Source organism: Anaerolineae bacterium (assembly GCA_013178165.1).
Lineage (GTDB): Bacteria > Chloroflexota > Anaerolineae > Aggregatilineales > Ch27 > Ch27.
In genome coordinates, this window is record JABLXG010000003.1 from 1 (window position 1) to 18,630 (window position 18,630).

The window sequence follows — 18,630 nt, forward strand, 5'->3', positions numbered from 1 at the left end:
CTGTTCCGCCGGGTCCGACTGGATCCTGACCGAGTTTTCAACGCCTACCCGCACGAATTGAGCGGCGGGATGCGCCAACGCGTGCTGCTGGCGCTGGGTGTTCTGCTCAACCCGCAGGTGGTCATCCTGGATGAACCCACGACCGCAGTGGACATCCTGACCCAGCGCACCATCTTGGAAGTGCTACGCGAATTACGGGCGGCGATGGGTTTCAGCATCATCTTTATCAGCCACGATCTCTCCATTGCCGCCGAGATGGCAGACACCGTCGCCACGATGTACGCCGGGGAAATCGTTGAGATCGGCCCGGTGGAAGAGCTGTTCTACCGCCCCCGCCACGCCTACACGCTTGGCCTGCTGGAAGCGGTGCCCAAGCTCAGCGTGGGCGCCCAGGAACTGGTCAGCATCCCCGGCAGCCCGCCCGACCTGATCGAGCCGCCGCCGGGCTGCAAGTTCCATCCCCGCTGCCCGTTTGTCACGGAACGGTGCCGGCGTGAACCGCCGCCCCTGGTGGAAGCAGCGCCGGGGCACCGTGTGGCCTGTTTCGAATCGGCGCGCGTGCTGGCCCACAGCCAGCCGGTACGCTGAGGGCAGGGAAACCTGCCCGCCTGAATCGGGAAAGCATTTGCTATGGGCGATAATGGTTCCAGCCAACCCCTGATCGAATTGCAGAATGTGAACCGTTTCTTCCGCCAGGGGCGCACGCGCGTCCAGGTGCTGCAGAACATCAACCTGGCTGTAGCCGAAAACGAAATCCTTTGCCTGGTCGGGGAAAGCGGCTGCGGCAAAACCACTACCGGGCGGATCATGGTCGGCTTGCTGGAGCCGTCCTCCGGCCAAGTCCGGTACCGGGGGCGTCCGGTCAACACGCTGCGGGGTCGGGATCGGGCGGAATACCGCCGCGCCCTGCAGATCATCCATCAGGACCCTTTTGCATCGCTGAATCCGGCCCATACCGTGGGCCAGATTCTGGCGTTCCCGCTGCAACGCCACCGGATGGCCGAAGGGCGCGGCGGTGTACGGCGGCGCATCTGGGAACTGCTTACCCTGGTCGACCTGACTCCGCCCGGAGATATCGTCAACAAGTATCCCCACCAGCTGAGCGGCGGGCAGCGCCAGCGCGTCAGTGTGGCCCGCGCGCTGACGGTTAACCCGCGCTTGATCGTGGCGGACGAGGCAGTGAGCATGGTCGATGTCAGCATCCGCATCAGTCTGCTCAAGATGCTCCACCGCCTGCGCGACGAATACGGCATCGCCATCGTCTTCATCACCCACGATCTGGCGCTGGCCAAGTACTTCGCCTGGAAGGGGCGGATCGCCGTGATGTACCTGGGCCGCATCGTGGAGATCGGTCCGACACCGGACATCATCAGCCGCCCGGCCCACCCCTACACCCGCGCCCTGATTTCCGCCATCCCGGAAGCCGACCCGGAGATCACCCGCAGCAAGCAGCGCATGGTCCTGCGCAGCGAGGACATCCCCAGCCTGCTGGAGATTCCGTCCGGCTGCGCGTTTCACCCGCGCTGCCCGTTTTTCGTCGAAGGGGTATGCGATACGGGACTGCCCGCGCTGGAGAAGGTCCCCGATGGCAGCCAGTATGCCGCCTGCACACCGCTGACCCGGGGCCAGGAATTGCGACTCCATGGTTCGTGATGCTCTGCAGGGTTTTCTGCGACTGGGCATGTGGGTAACCGTCTGTGGACTGGTGATGATCTTCCTGCAGCCGCCGGGCAGCGCCGGATTTGTGCTCAGCGTGTGCAGCGCCGCGATCGGCCTGGCGATCATCGTGGCGGTGATCATTGCGCTGCGAGCCGATTTCGCCGGCTGGCTGGCCCGGCTGGCCGCCCGCCGTCCCCCTCCGCCGGGAGATGACACCAAACTGCCCTGACAATCTGCCGGTCAAGTATTACACACACCGCCAGAACCATTTGCCAAGGAGCCTGCAGCTGGCATTTTTGCCTGTATCAGCTTGACAAGCGGGCAATCCGGTATACCATCAGGATAGCAATGGTATAGACCGATCTAGTACGGTTGTCATGGACTTCTCCGGCGTCGACCCACACCGGTCGGAACAGCTCTATCTGCAGATCAGGCGGCTGGTGGTAGAAGCCATTCAGAACAACGCGTTGCTGCCGGGCCAGCAAATTCCCTCTATTGCCGCCATCGCCCGCCAGGCGCGCGTCAGCCGCATGACCGTCCGCCAGGCTCTGGATGCCCTGATCCACGAAGGTTGGATCCAGACAGTGCCGGGCAAGGGGTCATTCGTAGCCCGCAAGACGCCGGTTGTGCTGGACCTGGAGCATGTTGTCGGCTGGTCTGATGAGATGAGGCGGCAAGGCATCGAGCCAAGCGCGCGATTGATCAGCGCGGAGGTCATCCCTGCCGATCCAACAGTCGCCCGTGCTCTCGATCTACCGGTCAGCACGGCGGTGTACCGCATTGTCCGGGTCCAGTATGCTGGAGAGGTACCGTTGGGGGTCGATACGACCTATCTGCCTGCCGGACGTTTTCCTGGTTTTGCCGCCCATATTGCCGCTAACCCGGCCTCGATCTCGAAGGTGATGGTTGAACAATATGGCATCCGGCTACCACATGGCATTCAGTTTGTCGAAGCGATCAGCGTTGATCGGGCTACCGCCGAGTTGATCGGCGTTCTGCCCGGCTCACCGGTGTTACTGGCGGAGCGTACCACATTCGCCGCGGACGACACGCCAGTGCAATTCGTGCAGGCTGTGCACCGCTCCGGATTGGTACGGCTGAAGATCAGGTTGACAAACACATTCTCCCCTTACAACTGAACATAGCAAGGGGAGCATGTGGATGTTGGCTGTCTCACCAGGAGACACGCCTAAGAGACGTTTTTAGTTCATCAGGAGGAAAGACATGAACCTTCGCCGCAATTTGTTCGCCGTGCTACTCGTGAGCGCCCTGCTCACGGGGTCGCTGGTCGCCGCACAGGGGGACGAGCCAGTCAAGCTGGTCTTCTGGTTCCATACCCATCCGCCGATGGTAGCACTCAACGAAGCGCTGATCGCCGAGTACATGGAGCTGCATCCCAACGTCACTATCGAATACGAAGTCATTCCCAACAACCAGTTCTTTGAGAAGATGATCGTCTCCATGACCACCGGTGTTGGCCCGGACATCATCAACATGGGCAACTCGCAGCTGGTCTCCGACTACATCCCCAACGGGCTGGTGGATGAGGTTGACTACGCTGCGATGGGCTATGCCTCGATGGATGAACTGCTGGCCCAGTACGTGCCCGCCGGTCTCAAAGGCGCGATGGTCGACGGCAAGTACTATGGCATCCCCAGCGAGTTTAACACCGACCTGCTGGCCATTTACGTCCCCGATCTGGTCGCTGCCGGTTACCCAGAAGATTGGGCCCCGACCACCTGGGATGAACTGGGCGAAGTCGCCGGCAGCCTGAGCCAGTTTGACGCCAACGGCAACCAGACTCACCGTGGCTTCGATCTGGTCTACCTGCATGCCGGCTGGTATTCCAACCAGTTCCAGACGTTGGCCAAGCAAACGGGCTGCACCTACTACAATGAAGAAGGCACCGAGAGCACGATCAACGCTCCGGAGTGTGTGGCCGCTGCTCAGATCTGGCGGGACATGATCTTCAAGTACAAAGCCGCCAACCCCGCCCTCTCCGCCCGTGAGTCCACCGTTCCGCTGCAGGACTACATTGACGGCACCGTCTCGATGACGTTCATCCAGCCTTGGGGTATGGAACTGGTCCGGCAGGGCAATCCTGAACGCTGGGAGAACACCAAGCTGGTTCCTCTGCCTCAGTATGATCCTGAGAACCCCAAGACGAAAGTGAACGCTTACTACTGGGGCGTCAACGCCGATAGCCAGGTGCAGGAAGAAGCCTGGAAGTTCATCGCCTTCCTGGCCTCCCATCCGGGCCGCTGGCTGCTGGAAGTGAACTTCCTGCAGGCCAACGCCAACATGGATCAACTGCCAGAAGCGGCTGAATTCCCCTATGCCGAGTCGTGGATGAAAGCGCTTGAACCTGGTGAGTTCTTCCAGCTCTACCCCAATGCCAACGAAACCCACGAAGCCCTGCGTGTGGCCCTGGAAGACATCCTGTTCAACGATGCAGACATCCAGACGACGCTTGACAACCTGAAGGCTGAACTGGACTTCATTGTCCAGTAAACGGTAGCTCACAGCACACTGACCGGGTTGGCAGAGGCTTCGCGCCTCCGCCAGCCCGGCTTGTGTGGTACTCTGGGATCAGGTGTTCCCGGCACGCTAATGTTCTCCAGCCGGGATTGTGGAGTAAGGCTGGCCCATCATGCATTTCACCTGGAACTATCGCACCACAACTAACCTGTGGGGGTTTCTGTTTGCTCTACCGGCGGCGCTGCTTTTTGTGGTTTTCGCCGCCTATCCGATCCTGCAAACGTTTTACTTCAGCTTCACAGAATACAATCTAGCCCAGCCGCCCCAGTTCATCGGGCTGGAGAATTACCAGACCATCCTGACTACTCCGATCTTCCTCGATTCCGTCGGTTTCACCTTTAAGTACGCCGTCTTCACCTATATCCCGACGCTGATCCTGGCGCTGATCCTGGCGCTAGCCCTGAATTCACGTATTCCACTCCGTGGCACTCTGCGCATGGTCAATTTCATCCCTGTCGTGATCTCGTGGGTGATCGTGGCGGTAATCTGGAAACTGCTCTTTCACCTGCAGGGCCTGATCAATGTCGCTCTCAGCCAGATCGGAATCACGCCGTTTAACTGGCTGCTGGAACGGGAAAGCGCCCAATGGGCGATCATCATCCCCAGTATCTGGAAGGAGACCGGGTTCTACATGGTCATCTTCCTTGCCGGGCTGCAGAATATTCCCGGCGTGTACTATGAAGCCAGTATGATCGACGGCGCTTCCGCCTGGCAGCGCTTTCGCTACATCACCGTCCCCATGCTGCGGCCAACGATCGTGCTGAGCATTGTTGTCGCTATTATCAACGGCCTGAAGATCTTCATCCCCCCGTTCGTGATGACCCAGGGCGGTCCCGCGGGAGCCACGCGGGTGATGGCTCTGATCATTTACCAGACAGCCTTCGCCTTCAACCGCATGGGACGCGCCTCGGCAATGGCGGTCGTCCTGTTCATCATCATCCTCATTCTGACCTTCACCCAGACCAGGCTGTACGGCACCAAGACAGAATAAACCGCCCGATCTGGTTAAATGCGCCGCCCTTCGCGAACAAAAAAGGGAAGCACCCATGCACGACCGACGCAAGATCATTCGCAACGTTCTCTTTCTGGCGATTGTGCTACAGGCGTTTGTCCTGATGATCCCGCTGTTCTACATGCTCTCCACATCATTCAAACTGCCCTCCGAGGTCTTTGACCTGCCTATCCGCTGGATCCCGGAGCAGTTGCACTTTGAGAACTACATCCAGCCCTTGCAGGAAAAACCGTTCCTGCGCTGGATGTTCAACAGCGCTTTTGTAGCCACTATCGTGACCATTCTCAACGTCCTGACCTCCGCCCTGGCCGGCTACAGCTTCGCCAAGTTCACGTATCCGGGTCGTGATCTGCTATTTGGTTTCATCCTGGCTACTTTCATGATCCCCCTGGAAGCGATGATCGTGCCCCTCTTTGTGCTGGTCAAAGACTTGGGTTGGCTAAACTCCTATATCGGTCTGATCATCCCGGCGGGGGGTAGCGCTTTTGGCATCTTCATGATGCGCCAGCACATGATCGCCATGCCCGATGAACTGATGGAAGCAGCGCGCATCGATGGCGCCAGCGAGTTCCGCATCTTCTGGAACGTCGTCCTGCCAATCAGCCAGTCAGCGCTGGTGTCACTGGCTATTTTCGCCTTCATGTGGAACTGGAATAGCTTCCTGTATCCACTCCTGGTCGCCAGCCAGGATGCCTACCGCACCCTGCCCCTGGGTCTGGCCTCCTTTGAAAGCGCCTACAGCACCAACTATCCGCAGCTGATGGCCGTGTCGTTCCTGTCGATGCTGCCGGTGCTGATTCTGTTCTTTGTCTTGCAGAACCGGTTCATCGAATCGATGGCCCTTTCCGGAATCAAAGGCTAAACTGCCGCCTCGTATGAAGCGGTTTGCTGCCACGTGAAAGTGAGAGAAACCATCTATGGCGGACCCGAATCTGATCCTTAGCAAACTGGAGCATGGCCTGATTGTCTCCTGCCAGTCCGCCCCACCTCTGAGCGGGCCGCAGTTCGCCGGGCCGATCGCCCAGGCCGCCGTGCTGGGCGGCGCGGTCGGTATCCGCGTTAACGGCCCGGCGGATATCGCCGCCGTGCGTGCGCTGGTTGACGTGCCGATCATCGGCATCTTCAAGCAACGCCACCCGGATTACCAGATCTACATCACCCCTACGCTGGAAGCAGCGCTGGCTGTGATCGAGGCCGGCGCGGACATTGTCGCCCTGGATGGCAGCCCTGCTCCCCGTCCGGATGGCCGCAGCCTGGCCGAAGTGATTACCGCCATTCACGACCGGGGCGTACTGGTGATGGCCGACATCTCCACGCTGGAGGAAGGGCTGGGCGCCGTTCAGGCGGGGGCGGATATCGTCGCCTCGACACTCTCCGGCTACACACCCTACAGCCCCAAACTCACCGGCCCGGACCTGGACCTGATCTCCGATCTGGTCCGCGAAGCGGGCCGTCCGGTCATTGCCGAGGGTCGCTACAATACGCCGGACGACATGCGGGCGGCTTTTGAGCGCGGGGCGTTTGCCGTGGTTGTCGGGCGGGCCATCACCGAGCCGCAGCTGATCACCCGCCGGTTCGTCGAGGCTATCCCGCAAACAAAACGATGAGCATTGCAATGAACCGGCGTCCCCGATACTTCCTCGGCGTCGATGGCGGCCAGACCTCCACGCTGACCGTCCTGGTCAACCAGGATGGCGAAATCCTGGCCTCCGCTCTGAGCGGCCCCTGCAACCACATCCACGAACCAGGCGGGCTGGAGCGTCAGTACCGCGCCCTGCGCGAAGGCTACGAGCAGGTCATGGCTGCAGCGGGCGTGACTGATGAACTGGCCTGTGCTTACCTCGGCTTGACTGGTAGCGGTAGCCTGGAGGTCGCCACCAGCGTGTACCGCGCCGCCCGGCTGGTGCTCAAGAGCGACACCGTCACGGCACTGGCCGGGGCCATCCCGGAAATGGTCGGCGTGATCGTCATCTCCGGGACAGGCTCGGTAGCTTACGGACGCAACGCCAGCGGCGCGGAGGCGCTGGCCGGCGGCATGGGTTATTTCGCCGGGGATGAGGGCAGCGGCTACGAGATCGCCCAGCGGGGCATTCAGGCCATCTACCAGGCGGCAGACGGCCGCGGGCCGCAAACCCTGCTGACCGACCTGATCCTGGCCGGTTTTGAGTGCCAGACGTTGCGGGAACTCCACTACAAAATCTACAGCGGCGCCCTGAGCCGCGATCAACTGGCCCGGGCAGCCAGTATGGTTGGCCGGGCAGCATCCCGGGGCGACACGGTAGCCATTCGCATCCTGGCCAACGCCGGAAACGAGCTGGGCCGGGCGGTAGCCGCCGTGTTGACCCGCCTGGAGATGACCGCCACGCCTGTCCCGGTAGCACCCATCGGCGGCGTGTTCAAGTCTGGCCACCTGGTCACGGATCCGCTGCTGGCGCGTGTCCACCAGACTAACCCGCAGGCTTACCTCACCCCACCCCGTTTCATCCCGGCCATCGGCGCCGCTATCCTGGCGCTCCGGGAAGGGGGTATCATGATCGATGAACATATCCTCGCTGCACTGGAACGGACCCGGGAGCGGCTGGCAGTAGGCGCTTCCGGTGAGAAATTCACCCTGGAAAAGGATTGAGTATGACTGCCACAGACGGCATCGAACAGTACTACAGCATCATCACCGAGCAGTTGCACAGCGTACTGGCGGCACAAAAGCCGCAAATGGCCCGCGTCGCGGAGTTGTGGGCGAAGGCGATCCGGGCCGACCGCCTGGCCTACGCCTTCGGTAGCGGCCACTCACGTTACATCGCCGGGGAACTGTACTGGCGGGCTGGCGGACTGGCCCCCGTTATGCTGATCGAGGAGCCGACTAACGGCCTGGCTGAACGGCTGGAAGGCTACGCCGAGCTATTCATGGCAGGCTACAACATCGAGCCAGGTGACCTGCTCTTTGTGATCTCTAACTCCGGGATCAATCCGGTGCCGATCGCGGTAGCCCGCTACGGCAAACAGGCAGGGGCGACGGTGATCGCCGTGACTAACCTGGAACACTCGCGGAACACGCCATCACGCGACTCTTCCGGCCAGAAGCTGTACGAACTGGCCGATGTCGTGCTGGATACAATGGGCATACGTGGCGACGCCGCCGTGCCCCTGCCGGGCGTGGAGTGGCGCGTGGCCCCGACTTCCACCCTGATCAGCGTGAGCATGTTGAACGCGATCGTGGCCCAGACGGCGCTCAATCTGATGGCGACGGGCATCACACCCCCGGTGCTGATCAGCGCCAATGTGCCGGAAGGTGATACGCACAACCAAGCCCTGTGTGATAAGTACTGGCCGCGCCTGACTCATTTCCCGCGTAAAAAGGCCACCAGCTGACACGCCGGGCGGGCGATCGCTGGAAGCCACGATCGCCCGCCTGTCTCCCGCCGCCCTCCCCCTGCGCCATCCTGCGCAGCGGGGGATCATCAGCGATCCGTGGCCCGGTCTGGTCGCTCCTGCAGCAGGCTGCTTTACCCTTCAGCAGTATTATTGCAGTTTTTTGCAGTAACGTTCCGTCTATTTGCTATATGCCTATAATGTTACCTGTCCCTTCCCCGACTGCCAGGGTGACAGCGGATCAAGCCCCAGCGACCGACTGCTGCGGTCTGCTGGAAAACCCGGTGATACCCACAAAAGGAGGTCACAGAGTCGTTGCAGTTTGGATAGCCTGTGTAATAATCTGCCCCATCACTGTCTGACCGAAAGTTGTTCTTGTTCTAAATAAGGAGAAGGCGCATGTTGAGGAAAGCCACCCAGCGTATCCTGGCGGTAAGCCTCGTCCTCGCCCTCACGCTGCTCCTGGCCGCAACCGCTGCGGCCCAGGGCGCGCCTGTCGAACGGTTGCGTATCGGCATCCTCGGCGATGAGTCAACCCTGACCCCCTATACCTATGTTACCGGTTACCCCGGCTGGAACCTGCTGCTGCTCCAGTACGATACGCTTTACCAGCTCGATCTGGATGGTGTGCCGCAACCCTGGCTGGCAACCGGTGCTGAAGTGAGCGAAGACGGCCTGACAGTCACCATCGACCTGCGGACGGATGTCACCTGGCACGATGGCGAACCGTTCACCGCTGCTGATGTCAAATTCACCTACGATTACTTCCGCGCTCACCCTGAAGCCGGGCGCTTCGCCCGCGACCTGCGCCCACTGAGCACCATCGAAGTCACCGGCGACGCCCAGGTCACGCTCACCCTGAGCGCGCCCAGCCCTTCGCTGGCGCTGGGTACGCTAGCCGATGTCCCGATCCTGCCGGAGCACATCTGGGCGGCGGTGGAAACGCCCGCAGAGCACGACTTTGGCGGGGTGAACATCGGCACCGGCCCGTACAAACTGGCGGAATACCAGGCTGGGCAGTTCTACCGCTTTGTCGCCAATGAGGACTACTTTGCTGGTGCTCCGCTGGTGAAAGAGCTGGTCGTTGTACAGTTTGCCGACGATGCCGGCAGTTTGGCCGCCTTCCGCGCCGGTGAAGTTGACATGCTGGTGCGTTCTGTCGCCCCGGAACAGATCGACCTGCTAAAAGCGCAGGAAGGCGTCACCATCGCCCAGGGGCCACTCTTCACCACCCAGATGCTCAACTACGACCTGGGGCGGGCACCTTTCAACCGCCTGGAAGTGCGCAAGGCGATTTCACTGGCGGTAGACCGGCAGGACCTGGTGGACACGATCTACCTGGGCGCGGCAACGGTGGGCAGCGCCGGCTGGATTCACCCGGCATCGCCCTACTTCAACCCGGAGGTGGTCACGGCCTACGATCCGGAAGCCGCCCGCAGCCTGTTGGATGAAGCGGGCATCGTAGATAGCGACGGCGACGGCATCCGCGAACTGGATGGCGAGCCGCTGACGTTTGAGCTGCTCGTCAACGGCGGCGATTCGCTGCGCCTGCGTATCGCGGAACTGGTGCACGAAATGCTGCTGCAGGTGGGGATGGACGCTCAGGTTGCCGCGGTGGAACAGGGCACCTGGGAAGAAGCTGTCTGGCCCGGCTTTGATGTGACCCAGGGCCGCGACTACGACATGGCCGTGTGGGGCTGGTCAGCCCCTGTCCAGGCTGACCCGATCCGCATCTCGCAACTGATTCACTCCGATCCGGCGCTCGGCTCGCTCAACCTGACGGGCTTTGTCAACGAACGGGCGGATGCGCTCTCAGCGCAACTGAACAGCGAAACCGACCCTGCCGTGCAAAAGCAGTTGCTGGACGAATTGCAGCTCATCATTGCTGACCAGCTGCCGTTTGTGCTGCTGCTGTACCCGGATGGAGCGTACGCTTACCGCGCTTCAGTTTATGACGACTGGGCCTTTATGAACGGCCAGGGCATCTTCCACAAGCTTTCGCTGCTGCCGGAAGCAGCCCGCCCGTAACCGCTGAAACCGGAGTCTGCCGATGCTCAGCCAGGCTCGCGGAGGCCGCGCCGTCCAGTACCTGATCGTGCTGGTCGTGGCCATTACGCTCAACTTCTTCCTCCCGCGGCTGATGCCCGGCAATCCGCTGGCCCTGCTGGCGGGGGTGGATGTCGGGCTGCTGAAACCGGAAGAGCGGGCGCAGATCATTGAAGGGGCCGGCCTCGACCGGCCCCTCGGCGAGCAGTATCTGCGCTACTGGGGCGACCTGCTGCAGGGCGACCTGGGCTATTCCTACCGCCAGAAGCGCCCCATCGTCGACCTGCTGCTGGAACGGCTACCCTGGACACTGCTGCTTTCCGGCGCGGCCTTACTGCTCTCGGCGGTGGTGGGGATCACCACCGGGGCGATCTCGGCCTGGCGGCGGGCCAGGGCGATTGACCTGGGCCTGCTGTGGACGATGATCGTGGTCAACTCGCTGCCTTCCTTCTGGCTGGGGATGCTGTTGATCGCGGTGGTGGCGGTGCAACTGGGGTTATTGCCGTCATTCGGCGCGGTCACGCCAGCCTCCGGCTACAGCGGCTGGACGCACGTAGTTGATGTGCTGCGGCACGCCATTCTACCGGTGATCACCCTCTCGGTGATCAGCGTGCCCGACATCTACCTGACCATGCGCTATACCATGCTGGGCGTGCTGGGCGAAGACTTCATCCGCACAGCCCGCGCCAAAGGGCTTAGCGAACGGCGCATCCTCTTCGCCCATGTCATCCCGAACGCCCTGGCGCCGGTGGTGACCGTGCTGACGCTGCGGCTGGGTTACGCTTTTGGTGGCGCGGCAGTGATTGAGACCGTATTCTCCTACCCCGGCCTGGGCCGCCTGATCTTCGAGGCGGTCAGCGGGCGCGACTACCCCGTGATGCAGGCCGCGTTCCTGCTGTTCACCGTAGCCGTCCTGCTGGCTAACCTGCTGGCGGACTTCCTGTATCCTTTACTTGACCCCCGGACAAAGGCCGCATGAGTGCAACCGTGCCCCCGCTATCACAGCAGCGCACCGCCGGGGCTGTCCGGCTGCTGGCCCGCCCAGCGATCCGGCACTTCCGCCTGACAACCAGCCATATCGCCGCCGCCATCGGCACGCTGCTGATCATCGGCCTGGTTCTGACGGCAGTCTTCGCTGATGTGCTCAGCCCTTACAGCCCTGCTGAGCGCGTCGGGCGCCCCTTCGCCCGGCCCAGTGCGGAACATCTGCTGGGCACTAATGACATCGGCCAGGATATCCTCAGCGAACTGATCTACGGCACGCGCATCTCGCTCACGGTAGGCGTGACCGCCGCGCTGGTGACCATCACGATTGGGACGGCTATCGGCGTGCTGGCCGGGTACTACCGGCGGCTGGGTAGTATCCTGATGCGCCTGACCGATATCGTGCTGGTGCTGCCCTTCCTGCCGCTGCTGATCATGCTGGCCGCCTACCTGGGGCGCAGCCTGTGGAACACGGTCATCATCATCGGCCTGTTGAGCTGGGCGGGCACGGCGCGGATCATCCGTTCCCAGGTGCTGACCATTGTGCACCAGGATTACATCCTGGCAGCGCAGGGCATCGGCGCCACCCATCGCCACATCCTCTACCATCACATCCTGCCACAAGTGCTCCTGCTGGCCACCGGACAGTTCGTACAGGCCACCAACGCCGCGATCCTGCTGGAGGCGGCGCTGAGCTTCCTGGGACTGGGCGATCCGACCCAGAAAAGCTGGGGGACAGTGCTGTACTGGGCGCAGGTGCGCGGGGCCTTCCTGACCCCGGCCTGGCTGTGGTGGGTGCTGCCGCCGGGATTGCTGATCGCCCTGGCTTCGCTGGGCTTCGCCCTGATCGGCTTTGCCCTGGAGCAGGTCATCAACCCGCGCCTGCGCCACAACCGTTGAACCCTGGCTATACCGTGCCTGTCGTGCGTCTGACGAAAGGGAAAGACTATGACCCGTGTATTGATGCTGGCCAGCTTCGGCCTAGAGATCGTGGAGTGCGGCGGGGCGCTGGCCCTGCACGTCGACGCTGGCGATGAAGTCCATGCTGCTGTGCTGCTCTCCCGCCCGGAAAGCCGCCCCCAGGTGCGGGAAGCGGCGGCTATCCTAGGAATCAGGGAGGTCGAATTCCTGGACTTCCCGCTGGGAAACTGGACTCTGGATGTCCCCTGGAAGATCAGGATCGTAGAGCTGGTGCGCCGTATCCGCCCGGATATCGTGATCACCCAGGACCCGGAACACGCCCAGCACGATCTGGACCCCGACCGGCGTCAGATCGCCCTGCTCTATACTGAATCCTTCGCCCTGGCCGGGCGCGACTGGCAGATCGACGCCTGCGGCGGCCACCCGCCCCATCTGGTGCGGACGATCTACTACATGACCCCGGAACATCCCAATTGCGTGATTGAGATCAGCCGGACATTTGCCCGCAAGCAGCAGGCACTGGCCGCACTCGGCTCCCAGATGGCCTTCAGCGCGGACATGATCGAGGCGCAGGCTGCGCCGGAATTGCTGCGCCTGGTCGTGCCGGACTATGACGCCATCCGTCAGGACAGAGTCGCCCTGGGCCTGGCGCTGCACCGTCAGTTCGACCTGGCGCTGGCGCTGGTCAACGGGCTGGCCGGTCACTCCGGCGCGGTGATGGGCGAAGCCTACCGGCGGGAAGGGCCTTTCGTGCTGGACCGGCTGCTGGGGTAAGAGCCGCAGGCTACCTCAGCCCGCACAGAAGACAACAGCGTCGGCCAGCAGTGCCGACGCTGAGTCTTTTTTGGGGGGGTGAAACCGGCAACGCTGCTGGCTCAAGCGCCCGGCACGCCCCCATTGCTCGGTGTAACTACCAGCCGCACCTCCGCCAGATTGGGAATCGCGTGCAACAACTCATGACGGATGCGGTCGGTGATGGCGGCGGCAACGGCGGTGGTGAGTTGCGGCGGCAGGGCGATGGTGGCTTCCAGGTGGAGCGCATGGCCTATCCAGCGCATCCGCAACGCTTCGACCGCCTGGACATCGGCATCGCGGCGGATCGCTTCTTCGGCTTTGTCCACCAGCGCCGGGTCTACCGCGTCCATCAGCCGGTACCACATGGCAATCACGGCGTCGCGGGTGATGAAGACAATCGCCAGGCCAATCAGCAGGCCGATAATTGGGTCAACAATCGGGTAGCCCAGCCACGTGCCGGCCACGGCAATCAACACAGCCAGCGAGGTCAGGCCATCAGCGCGGGCATGGCGGCCATCGGTGATCATCGCCTCAGAGCCGATCCGCCGCCCGATCTGGATTTGCAGCAGCGCCACAAACTCATTGCCCAGGAAGCCGATCAGTGCCGCCGCGGCCACCCAGCCCAGGTTCTCCAGCGGCTCAGGATGGATGAACTTCTGGATCGATTCCCACAGGATGTACCCGGCGCTGAAGGCGATCGAGACGACGATCAGTAGCCCGGCGATGTCCTCCGCCCGGCCATAGCCGTAGGTATAGCGGCGGTTGGCGGCCCGGCGGGCCAGCACGAAGGCGATCCACAGCGGGACGGAATTGAGCGCATCCCCTAGATTATGGACGGTATCGGCCAGCAGGGCCACGCTGCCGCTGGCCAGGTAGATCAACAATTGCAGGACCGTCGTCAGGCCCAGGGCGGCCAGCGCCAGCTTGATTGTGCGGATGCCCAGTTCGTTGGTATAGAGCGGATCGCTGTAAGCAGGCCGGGCATGTGAATGGGCATGGCCGGGCAGATGCAGCGCCCCGGCGATCAATCCCCACAGGCTATCGTCGTGATGATGGTCATGGGCGTGCTCATGGCCATCATCATGATGATGGCCATGAGCATGGTCATGATGGTGGTCATGATCATGATGGTGATCGCCATCATGACCATGAACATGCTCATGGGACTCCACTGCCGCTGATTCTGCCTGCGTCAGCTCTGTCGCCGGTGCGCTGTCGTGCATATTACCCTCCAATCCACCGCCCCACCCGGGAGAAGTGTATGGTACATTATAGGCACTGCAGAGCAGGCGAAAGCGTTATTGCAAAAAACTGCGATAATCGCATCAGGGCATGGAATGACCCACCAGCGGATTGACTACGTTGAGATCATGCGGGCGCACGGGCTGCGAGTGACGCCACAGCGGCTGACCATCCTGGACGCTGTATGTGAAGGCGGCGGGCATACCACGCTGGGCGAGGTCTACGCGCGAGTGCGGGCCAGGGATCGGTCGATCGACCGGTCAACCGTCTACCGCGCGCTGGACGTGTTTGTAGCGCTGGGACTGGTCGTCTCGGCGGAACTGGCTTCCGGCGAAACCGTATATGAGATCGCCCATGCCGCGCCGCATCACCATCTGGTCTGCCAGGCTTGCGGGCGGGAGATGGAGGTCGAGGACACGATCCTGCGGGGGGCGTTCCAGGCGATTGCCAGGGAGTACGGCTTCGCCGTGCGCATGGATCATCTGGTGTTGTACGGACTGTGCGCCGCCTGCCAGGTGGAGGGCCGGGCAGATACTGATCCACTCCACGCCGCCGATCAGGGAGTAGAATAGCGCCTGCTGAGACAGGCGCGGTCGCTTTGCCGTAACAGCGTGCCATCGCCATTTGCACAAGGAGCCGGGTATGACTCCGCCAATGACTTCACGGGAACGGGTGCTGGCAGCCTTCAACCATACCGAGCCGGATCATGTACCGGCCTGGCTGGGAACTTCGCCTGCCTTTGCTGCCAAGGCGCGGCGTTACCTGAACCTGCCGGATGACGAAAGTCTTCACCGCTATGTCGGCGACGACTTCCGGCGCGTCCTGGCAGTCTATGCTGGCCCCGATCACGCCGCGCCCTACACCAACCTGCCCCCCGGCGCAACTTACCGCTCGCCCTTTGGCATTCTGCGTCACGGCTACGAAGGCGGTCAGCCGATGAGCCATCCCCTGGCGGCGGCCACATCCACCGCCGAGATCGACGCTTATGCCTGGCCCGACCCGGACTGGATGGATGTCTCCCACATCCGGGCGGAAGCGCTGCAGTACGGCGGGCAGTACGCCATCATGGGCGGAGAATGGGCGCCCTTCTGGCATGACGCCATCGACCTGCTGGGCATGGAAAACCTGCTGCTGAAGATGTATGACGCGCCGGCGATTGTCGATGCTGTGCTGGCACATTGCGTGGATTTCTATGCCGAGGTCAGCCGGCGCGTCTTTGAAGCGGCGGCGGATATCATCGACATCTTCTTCATCGGCAACGACTTCGGCACGCAGCGCGGCCCCCAGATCGGCGAGGCGCAATTCCGGCGCTTTGTCCTGCCTCACCTCAAGCGTCTGATCGACCTCGGCCATCGCTACAACCTCAAGGTGCTGCTGCATTGCTGCGGCGGCTTCGCCCCTCTGATCCCGGCCATGATCGAGGCGGGTTTGGACGGCCTGCAGGCCCTGCAACCCAACTGCCGGGGAATGGACCCCGCCGTGCTCAAGCGAGAGTTCGGCGGCGCGATCACCCTGATAGGTGCGATCAACACGCAACTGCTGATCGAGGGCACGCCTGACCAGGCCCGCGCCGAAACCCGCCGCGTCCTGGAGATCATGATGCCCGGCGGCGGTTACGTCGCCAGCCCCAGCCACGATTACATCCTGGAAGAGACGCCGGTAGAAAACCTGCTGGCCGTTTACGAGACCATCCGCGAGTACGGCGCTTACCGCTGACCGCTGTCCCCGGCGGCTGTCCGGCCGTCGCCACACTAACAGGTGACCATCCCGCGCACAAACTGGTCAGGAGGGGGAACACAGTTGCTCACGCTTGAGGCTTTCTTCCACCTGGCGGCGGTAGACAGGCTGGTGGGGCAGATCGCTGCCGAGCGCACCGGCTGCGTGGTTGTCGCCGGGCTGGACCCGCGCCCGCTGGCCACCGGCGCCAGGCAGCAGGGCGTACTGCCCAGCGGCCGCTCCACCATCTTTCGCATCCTGGTACGCGAAGTGTTAACCACCCGCCCGGAAGCGACCTGTGTGGTCGTGGCTGAAGAAGAACTGCTGGGACGGCTGCCCCCCGACATGCGTGGGCGGGTGCGCGTCCTGCCGGTCACGGCCCCCAACACGCACGCCGATGTCATCGCCAGGACGCTGGCCGTCGGGCGTCCTGACCTGCTGGTCATCGACCGTCTGTGCGAGCAAACCGCCCTTCCCGCACTGGAAGCCGCTGCCCAGGGCGCGCTGGTGTTCTCCCAGCTGGACACGATCTTTCGCGGCAGTCAGATCGCCGGGCAACTGACGGCGCTTGGCGCGGACGAGAGTTACCTCAATCACCTGCGCTGGACGGTCACGGTGGAGCGTCTCCCGGCGCTCTGCCCGGTCTGCCGACAGCCAGTGCTACCGACAGCCCGCCAGCAGGAAATCCTGCGTCAGCTTTGCCCGGACTACGAGGCGTTGGGGCGCGCGGCGCTGGCAGAGCACTCCCCCGATGCGCCGCCCACGCCCGGCGAAAGCATGCTGTTTTACGTGCCCGGCAGTTGCGATCGTTGCGGCGGCACAGGGCGCTACGGCGATGTTCTGCTCTTTGACATCCATCATGCGCAGGAGGGCAACCTGCTGGCGATGGAGCAGTATGCCGTGCAGCTGGCCGCGCTCGGCCATCTGTCCCTGGCCGATGCCCTGCGCTTTGAGCACGGCCAGTTGCTGCACACCTACCACCTGCTCACCGCCAGCGAAACCGCGCTGGCCGACCTTAATACCCGGTTGCAGCAAAAGCTGGCCCAGCTGGAAAGCGCCAACCGCGTCCTGGAGGAGCGCACCAAAGCCCTGATCACGCTGCAGGGCATCAGCCACAGCCTGCTTGGCTCGACCTCACTGGCCGGGCTGGGCCACCGTGTTTGCGCCTGTGTGCGCGATCTGTGCGGGGCCGACCGGACCATCCTCTATCTGCTACTGCCAGGCAACCAGGCGGAGGTGCTGGCCGTCAGCGGCTGGCAACCGGATCACGTCGGCCGGCAGATCAGCCTTGATCCGGCTGAATTCAGCGGGGCGACGCCGACCCCCTTCCACACCTGGCCGCCGGGCATCCCCCCGCGCCATCCCGATCTGGAGGGAGCACGTCTGCGGGTCGGGTTGCGCATCCCGCTGGCAGCGCAGGATCAACCGGTCGGCCTGATGATCGTGCATTCGACCTTCAAAGGGCGCTTCACACCGGGCGAGATCGCCCTGGTTCATGCCTTTGCCAACCAGGCCGCCCTGGCCATCCAGCGGGCCGGTCTGATCGAGGCGCTCCAGTCGAAGATCACCCAGCTTGAGGCGGCCCAGATCGAGCTGGCCAAAAAGGAACGCCTGGAACACGAACTGGCGCTGGCCCGCCAGGTGCAGCAGAGCATGTTGCCGCGCACCTTCCCGCGTATCCCCGGCTACAGCTTCGCCGCCGGTAGCGAGCCAGCCCGCCAGGTGGGCGGTGACTTTTACGACGTGATCCGGCTGGACGACAACCACTTTGCCCTGGCCATCGCGGATGTCTCCGGCAAGGGGATGCCAGCGGCGCTGTTCATGGCCCTGACGCGCAGCCTGTTGCTGGCAGAAGCCCGGCGCACGGCCTCCCCCACCGCAGTGCTGACCGCTGTCAACCGCCTGCTGCTGGAGCTTGGCGAACCGGACATGTTCGTCACGATCTTCTACGGCGTGGTGGAGCAGGCCACCGGTCGCCTGACCTATAGCCGGGCCGGGCATGACCGGCCGTTGCTGCTGCGAGGTGCGCAGGCCGTTGAACTGCAGGGAAGCGGTCTGGCCCTGGGCCTGCTGGAAGGAAACCGCCTGGCGCTCTCAGAAGAGCAGATCGATCTGCGTCCCGGCGACAGGCTGGTGCTTTATACTGACGGCCTGATCGATGTGCAGGCGGCAGATGGTCGCCTGTACGATCGTGACCGGCTCAAAAACCTGCTGCAGGCTTACAGTGCCCTGCCCCCTGACGCCCTGTGCCGGGCCGTCTTCGACCACCTGGCCGCTTACCAGGGCGACGTTGAGCAGTTCGACGATATGACCATGCTGATCCTGGGCGTGAGCGCCTAGCCGCGCCC

Annotated in this window: 18 protein-coding genes; 17 read left to right on the forward strand and 1 reads right to left on the reverse strand. The window is 62.9% G+C overall.

What is annotated here, in order from left to right; genetic code table 11:
• The 14 genes from HPY64_02065 to HPY64_02130 form a co-directional block, all read left to right on the forward strand.
• On the forward strand, window positions 1-588 hold a 588-nt coding region (locus HPY64_02065), incomplete at its 5' end, for an ABC transporter ATP-binding protein (GenBank protein ID NPV65912.1).
• Window positions 589-630: 42 nt separating this feature from the next.
• A complete protein-coding gene (locus HPY64_02070; protein NPV65913.1) occupies window positions 631-1,653 on the forward strand; it encodes an ABC transporter ATP-binding protein in 1,023 nt (340 codons plus the stop codon).
• Complete coding sequence (locus HPY64_02075) at window positions 1,643-1,888, forward strand: hypothetical protein (GenBank protein NPV65914.1); 246 nt, start codon at window positions 1,643-1,645, stop codon at window positions 1,886-1,888. The genes HPY64_02070 and HPY64_02075 overlap by 11 nt, the downstream gene beginning before the upstream one ends.
• 148 nt (window positions 1,889-2,036) lie before the next feature.
• Window positions 2,037-2,798 (forward strand): GntR family transcriptional regulator, encoded by a 762-nt coding sequence (locus tag HPY64_02080; protein ID NPV65915.1) that lies wholly within the window; start codon window positions 2,037-2,039, stop codon window positions 2,796-2,798.
• A gap of 85 nt (window positions 2,799-2,883) precedes the next feature.
• Complete coding sequence (locus HPY64_02085; GenBank protein ID NPV65916.1) at window positions 2,884-4,170, forward strand: sugar ABC transporter substrate-binding protein; 1,287 nt, start codon at window positions 2,884-2,886, stop codon at window positions 4,168-4,170.
• Between the two features lie 139 nt (window positions 4,171-4,309).
• Window positions 4,310-5,188, forward strand: coding sequence for a sugar ABC transporter permease (locus HPY64_02090; protein NPV65917.1), 879 nt, complete (start codon window positions 4,310-4,312; stop codon window positions 5,186-5,188).
• A gap of 55 nt (window positions 5,189-5,243) precedes the next feature.
• Window positions 5,244-6,071 carry a carbohydrate ABC transporter permease gene (locus HPY64_02095; GenBank protein ID NPV65918.1) on the forward strand — a complete coding sequence of 276 codons (828 nt, stop codon included), beginning with the start codon at window positions 5,244-5,246 and terminating at the stop codon, window positions 6,069-6,071.
• Window positions 6,072-6,126: 55 nt separating this feature from the next.
• Window positions 6,127-6,816, forward strand: coding sequence for an N-acetylmannosamine-6-phosphate 2-epimerase (locus HPY64_02100; protein NPV65919.1), 690 nt, complete (start codon window positions 6,127-6,129; stop codon window positions 6,814-6,816).
• An 8-nt stretch (window positions 6,817-6,824) separates the two neighbouring features.
• A complete protein-coding gene (locus HPY64_02105; protein ID NPV65920.1) occupies window positions 6,825-7,835 on the forward strand; it encodes a hypothetical protein in 1,011 nt (336 codons plus the stop codon).
• Between the two features lie 2 nt (window positions 7,836-7,837).
• Window positions 7,838-8,578: an SIS domain-containing protein gene (locus HPY64_02110; GenBank protein ID NPV65921.1), complete on the forward strand. Its 741-nt coding sequence runs from the start codon at window positions 7,838-7,840 to the stop codon at window positions 8,576-8,578.
• 399 nt (window positions 8,579-8,977) lie between these two features.
• A complete protein-coding gene (locus HPY64_02115) occupies window positions 8,978-10,606 on the forward strand; it encodes an ABC transporter substrate-binding protein (GenBank protein NPV65922.1) in 1,629 nt (542 codons plus the stop codon).
• Between the two features lie 22 nt (window positions 10,607-10,628).
• The gene (locus HPY64_02120; GenBank protein NPV65923.1) at window positions 10,629-11,603 is read left to right on the forward strand and encodes an ABC transporter permease; all 975 of its coding nucleotides are present in this window, start codon (window positions 10,629-10,631) and stop codon (window positions 11,601-11,603) included.
• Window positions 11,600-12,508: an ABC transporter permease gene (locus HPY64_02125; GenBank protein ID NPV65924.1), complete on the forward strand. Its 909-nt coding sequence runs from the start codon at window positions 11,600-11,602 to the stop codon at window positions 12,506-12,508. The genes HPY64_02120 and HPY64_02125 overlap by 4 nt, the downstream gene beginning before the upstream one ends.
• 48 nt (window positions 12,509-12,556) lie before the next feature.
• Window positions 12,557-13,303, forward strand: a complete 747-nt coding sequence (locus HPY64_02130) for a GlcNAc-PI de-N-acetylase (protein NPV65925.1) — start codon at window positions 12,557-12,559, stop codon at window positions 13,301-13,303.
• A gap of 101 nt (window positions 13,304-13,404) precedes the next feature.
• Here HPY64_02130 and HPY64_02135 read toward each other — a convergent pair whose 3' ends face one another.
• Complete coding sequence (locus HPY64_02135; protein NPV65926.1) at window positions 13,405-14,547, reverse strand: cation transporter; 1,143 nt, start codon at window positions 14,545-14,547, stop codon at window positions 13,405-13,407.
• Window positions 14,548-14,661: 114 nt separating this feature from the next.
• Here HPY64_02135 and HPY64_02140 point away from each other — a divergent pair, with 114 nt between their 5' ends.
• The 3 genes from HPY64_02140 (at window position 14,662) to HPY64_02150 (ending at window position 18,622) form a co-directional block, all read left to right on the forward strand.
• Entirely contained in the window at window positions 14,662-15,138 is a 477-nt protein-coding gene (locus tag HPY64_02140) for a transcriptional repressor (protein ID NPV65927.1), read from the forward strand.
• 70 nt (window positions 15,139-15,208) lie between these two features.
• On the forward strand, window positions 15,209-16,282 hold the full coding sequence (locus HPY64_02145; GenBank protein ID NPV65928.1) for a hypothetical protein: 1,074 nt from the start codon (window positions 15,209-15,211) through the stop codon (window positions 16,280-16,282).
• A gap of 84 nt (window positions 16,283-16,366) precedes the next feature.
• The gene (locus tag HPY64_02150) at window positions 16,367-18,622 is read left to right on the forward strand and encodes a SpoIIE family protein phosphatase (GenBank protein NPV65929.1); all 2,256 of its coding nucleotides are present in this window, start codon (window positions 16,367-16,369) and stop codon (window positions 18,620-18,622) included.
• Window positions 18,623-18,630: the final 8 nt, after the last annotated feature.

Coding starts and splice junctions, on each gene's coding strand:
- HPY64_02070 (NPV65913.1), top strand. CDS start 631: ATGGGCGATAATGGTTCCAGCCAACCCCTGATCGAATTGCAGAATGTG.
- HPY64_02075 (NPV65914.1), top strand. CDS start 1,643: ATGGTTCGTGATGCTCTGCAGGGTTTTCTGCGACTGGGCATGTGGGTA.
- HPY64_02080 (NPV65915.1), top strand. CDS start 2,037: ATGGACTTCTCCGGCGTCGACCCACACCGGTCGGAACAGCTCTATCTG.
- HPY64_02085 (NPV65916.1), top strand. CDS start 2,884: ATGAACCTTCGCCGCAATTTGTTCGCCGTGCTACTCGTGAGCGCCCTG.
- HPY64_02090 (NPV65917.1), top strand. CDS start 4,310: ATGCATTTCACCTGGAACTATCGCACCACAACTAACCTGTGGGGGTTT.
- HPY64_02095 (NPV65918.1), top strand. CDS start 5,244: ATGCACGACCGACGCAAGATCATTCGCAACGTTCTCTTTCTGGCGATT.
- HPY64_02100 (NPV65919.1), top strand. CDS start 6,127: ATGGCGGACCCGAATCTGATCCTTAGCAAACTGGAGCATGGCCTGATT.
- HPY64_02105 (NPV65920.1), top strand. CDS start 6,825: ATGAACCGGCGTCCCCGATACTTCCTCGGCGTCGATGGCGGCCAGACC.
- HPY64_02110 (NPV65921.1), top strand. CDS start 7,838: ATGACTGCCACAGACGGCATCGAACAGTACTACAGCATCATCACCGAG.
- HPY64_02115 (NPV65922.1), top strand. CDS start 8,978: ATGTTGAGGAAAGCCACCCAGCGTATCCTGGCGGTAAGCCTCGTCCTC.
- HPY64_02120 (NPV65923.1), top strand. CDS start 10,629: ATGCTCAGCCAGGCTCGCGGAGGCCGCGCCGTCCAGTACCTGATCGTG.
- HPY64_02125 (NPV65924.1), top strand. CDS start 11,600: ATGAGTGCAACCGTGCCCCCGCTATCACAGCAGCGCACCGCCGGGGCT.
- HPY64_02130 (NPV65925.1), top strand. CDS start 12,557: ATGACCCGTGTATTGATGCTGGCCAGCTTCGGCCTAGAGATCGTGGAG.
- HPY64_02135 (NPV65926.1), bottom strand. CDS start 14,547: ATGCACGACAGCGCACCGGCGACAGAGCTGACGCAGGCAGAATCAGCG.
- HPY64_02140 (NPV65927.1), top strand. CDS start 14,662: ATGACCCACCAGCGGATTGACTACGTTGAGATCATGCGGGCGCACGGG.
- HPY64_02145 (NPV65928.1), top strand. CDS start 15,209: ATGACTCCGCCAATGACTTCACGGGAACGGGTGCTGGCAGCCTTCAAC.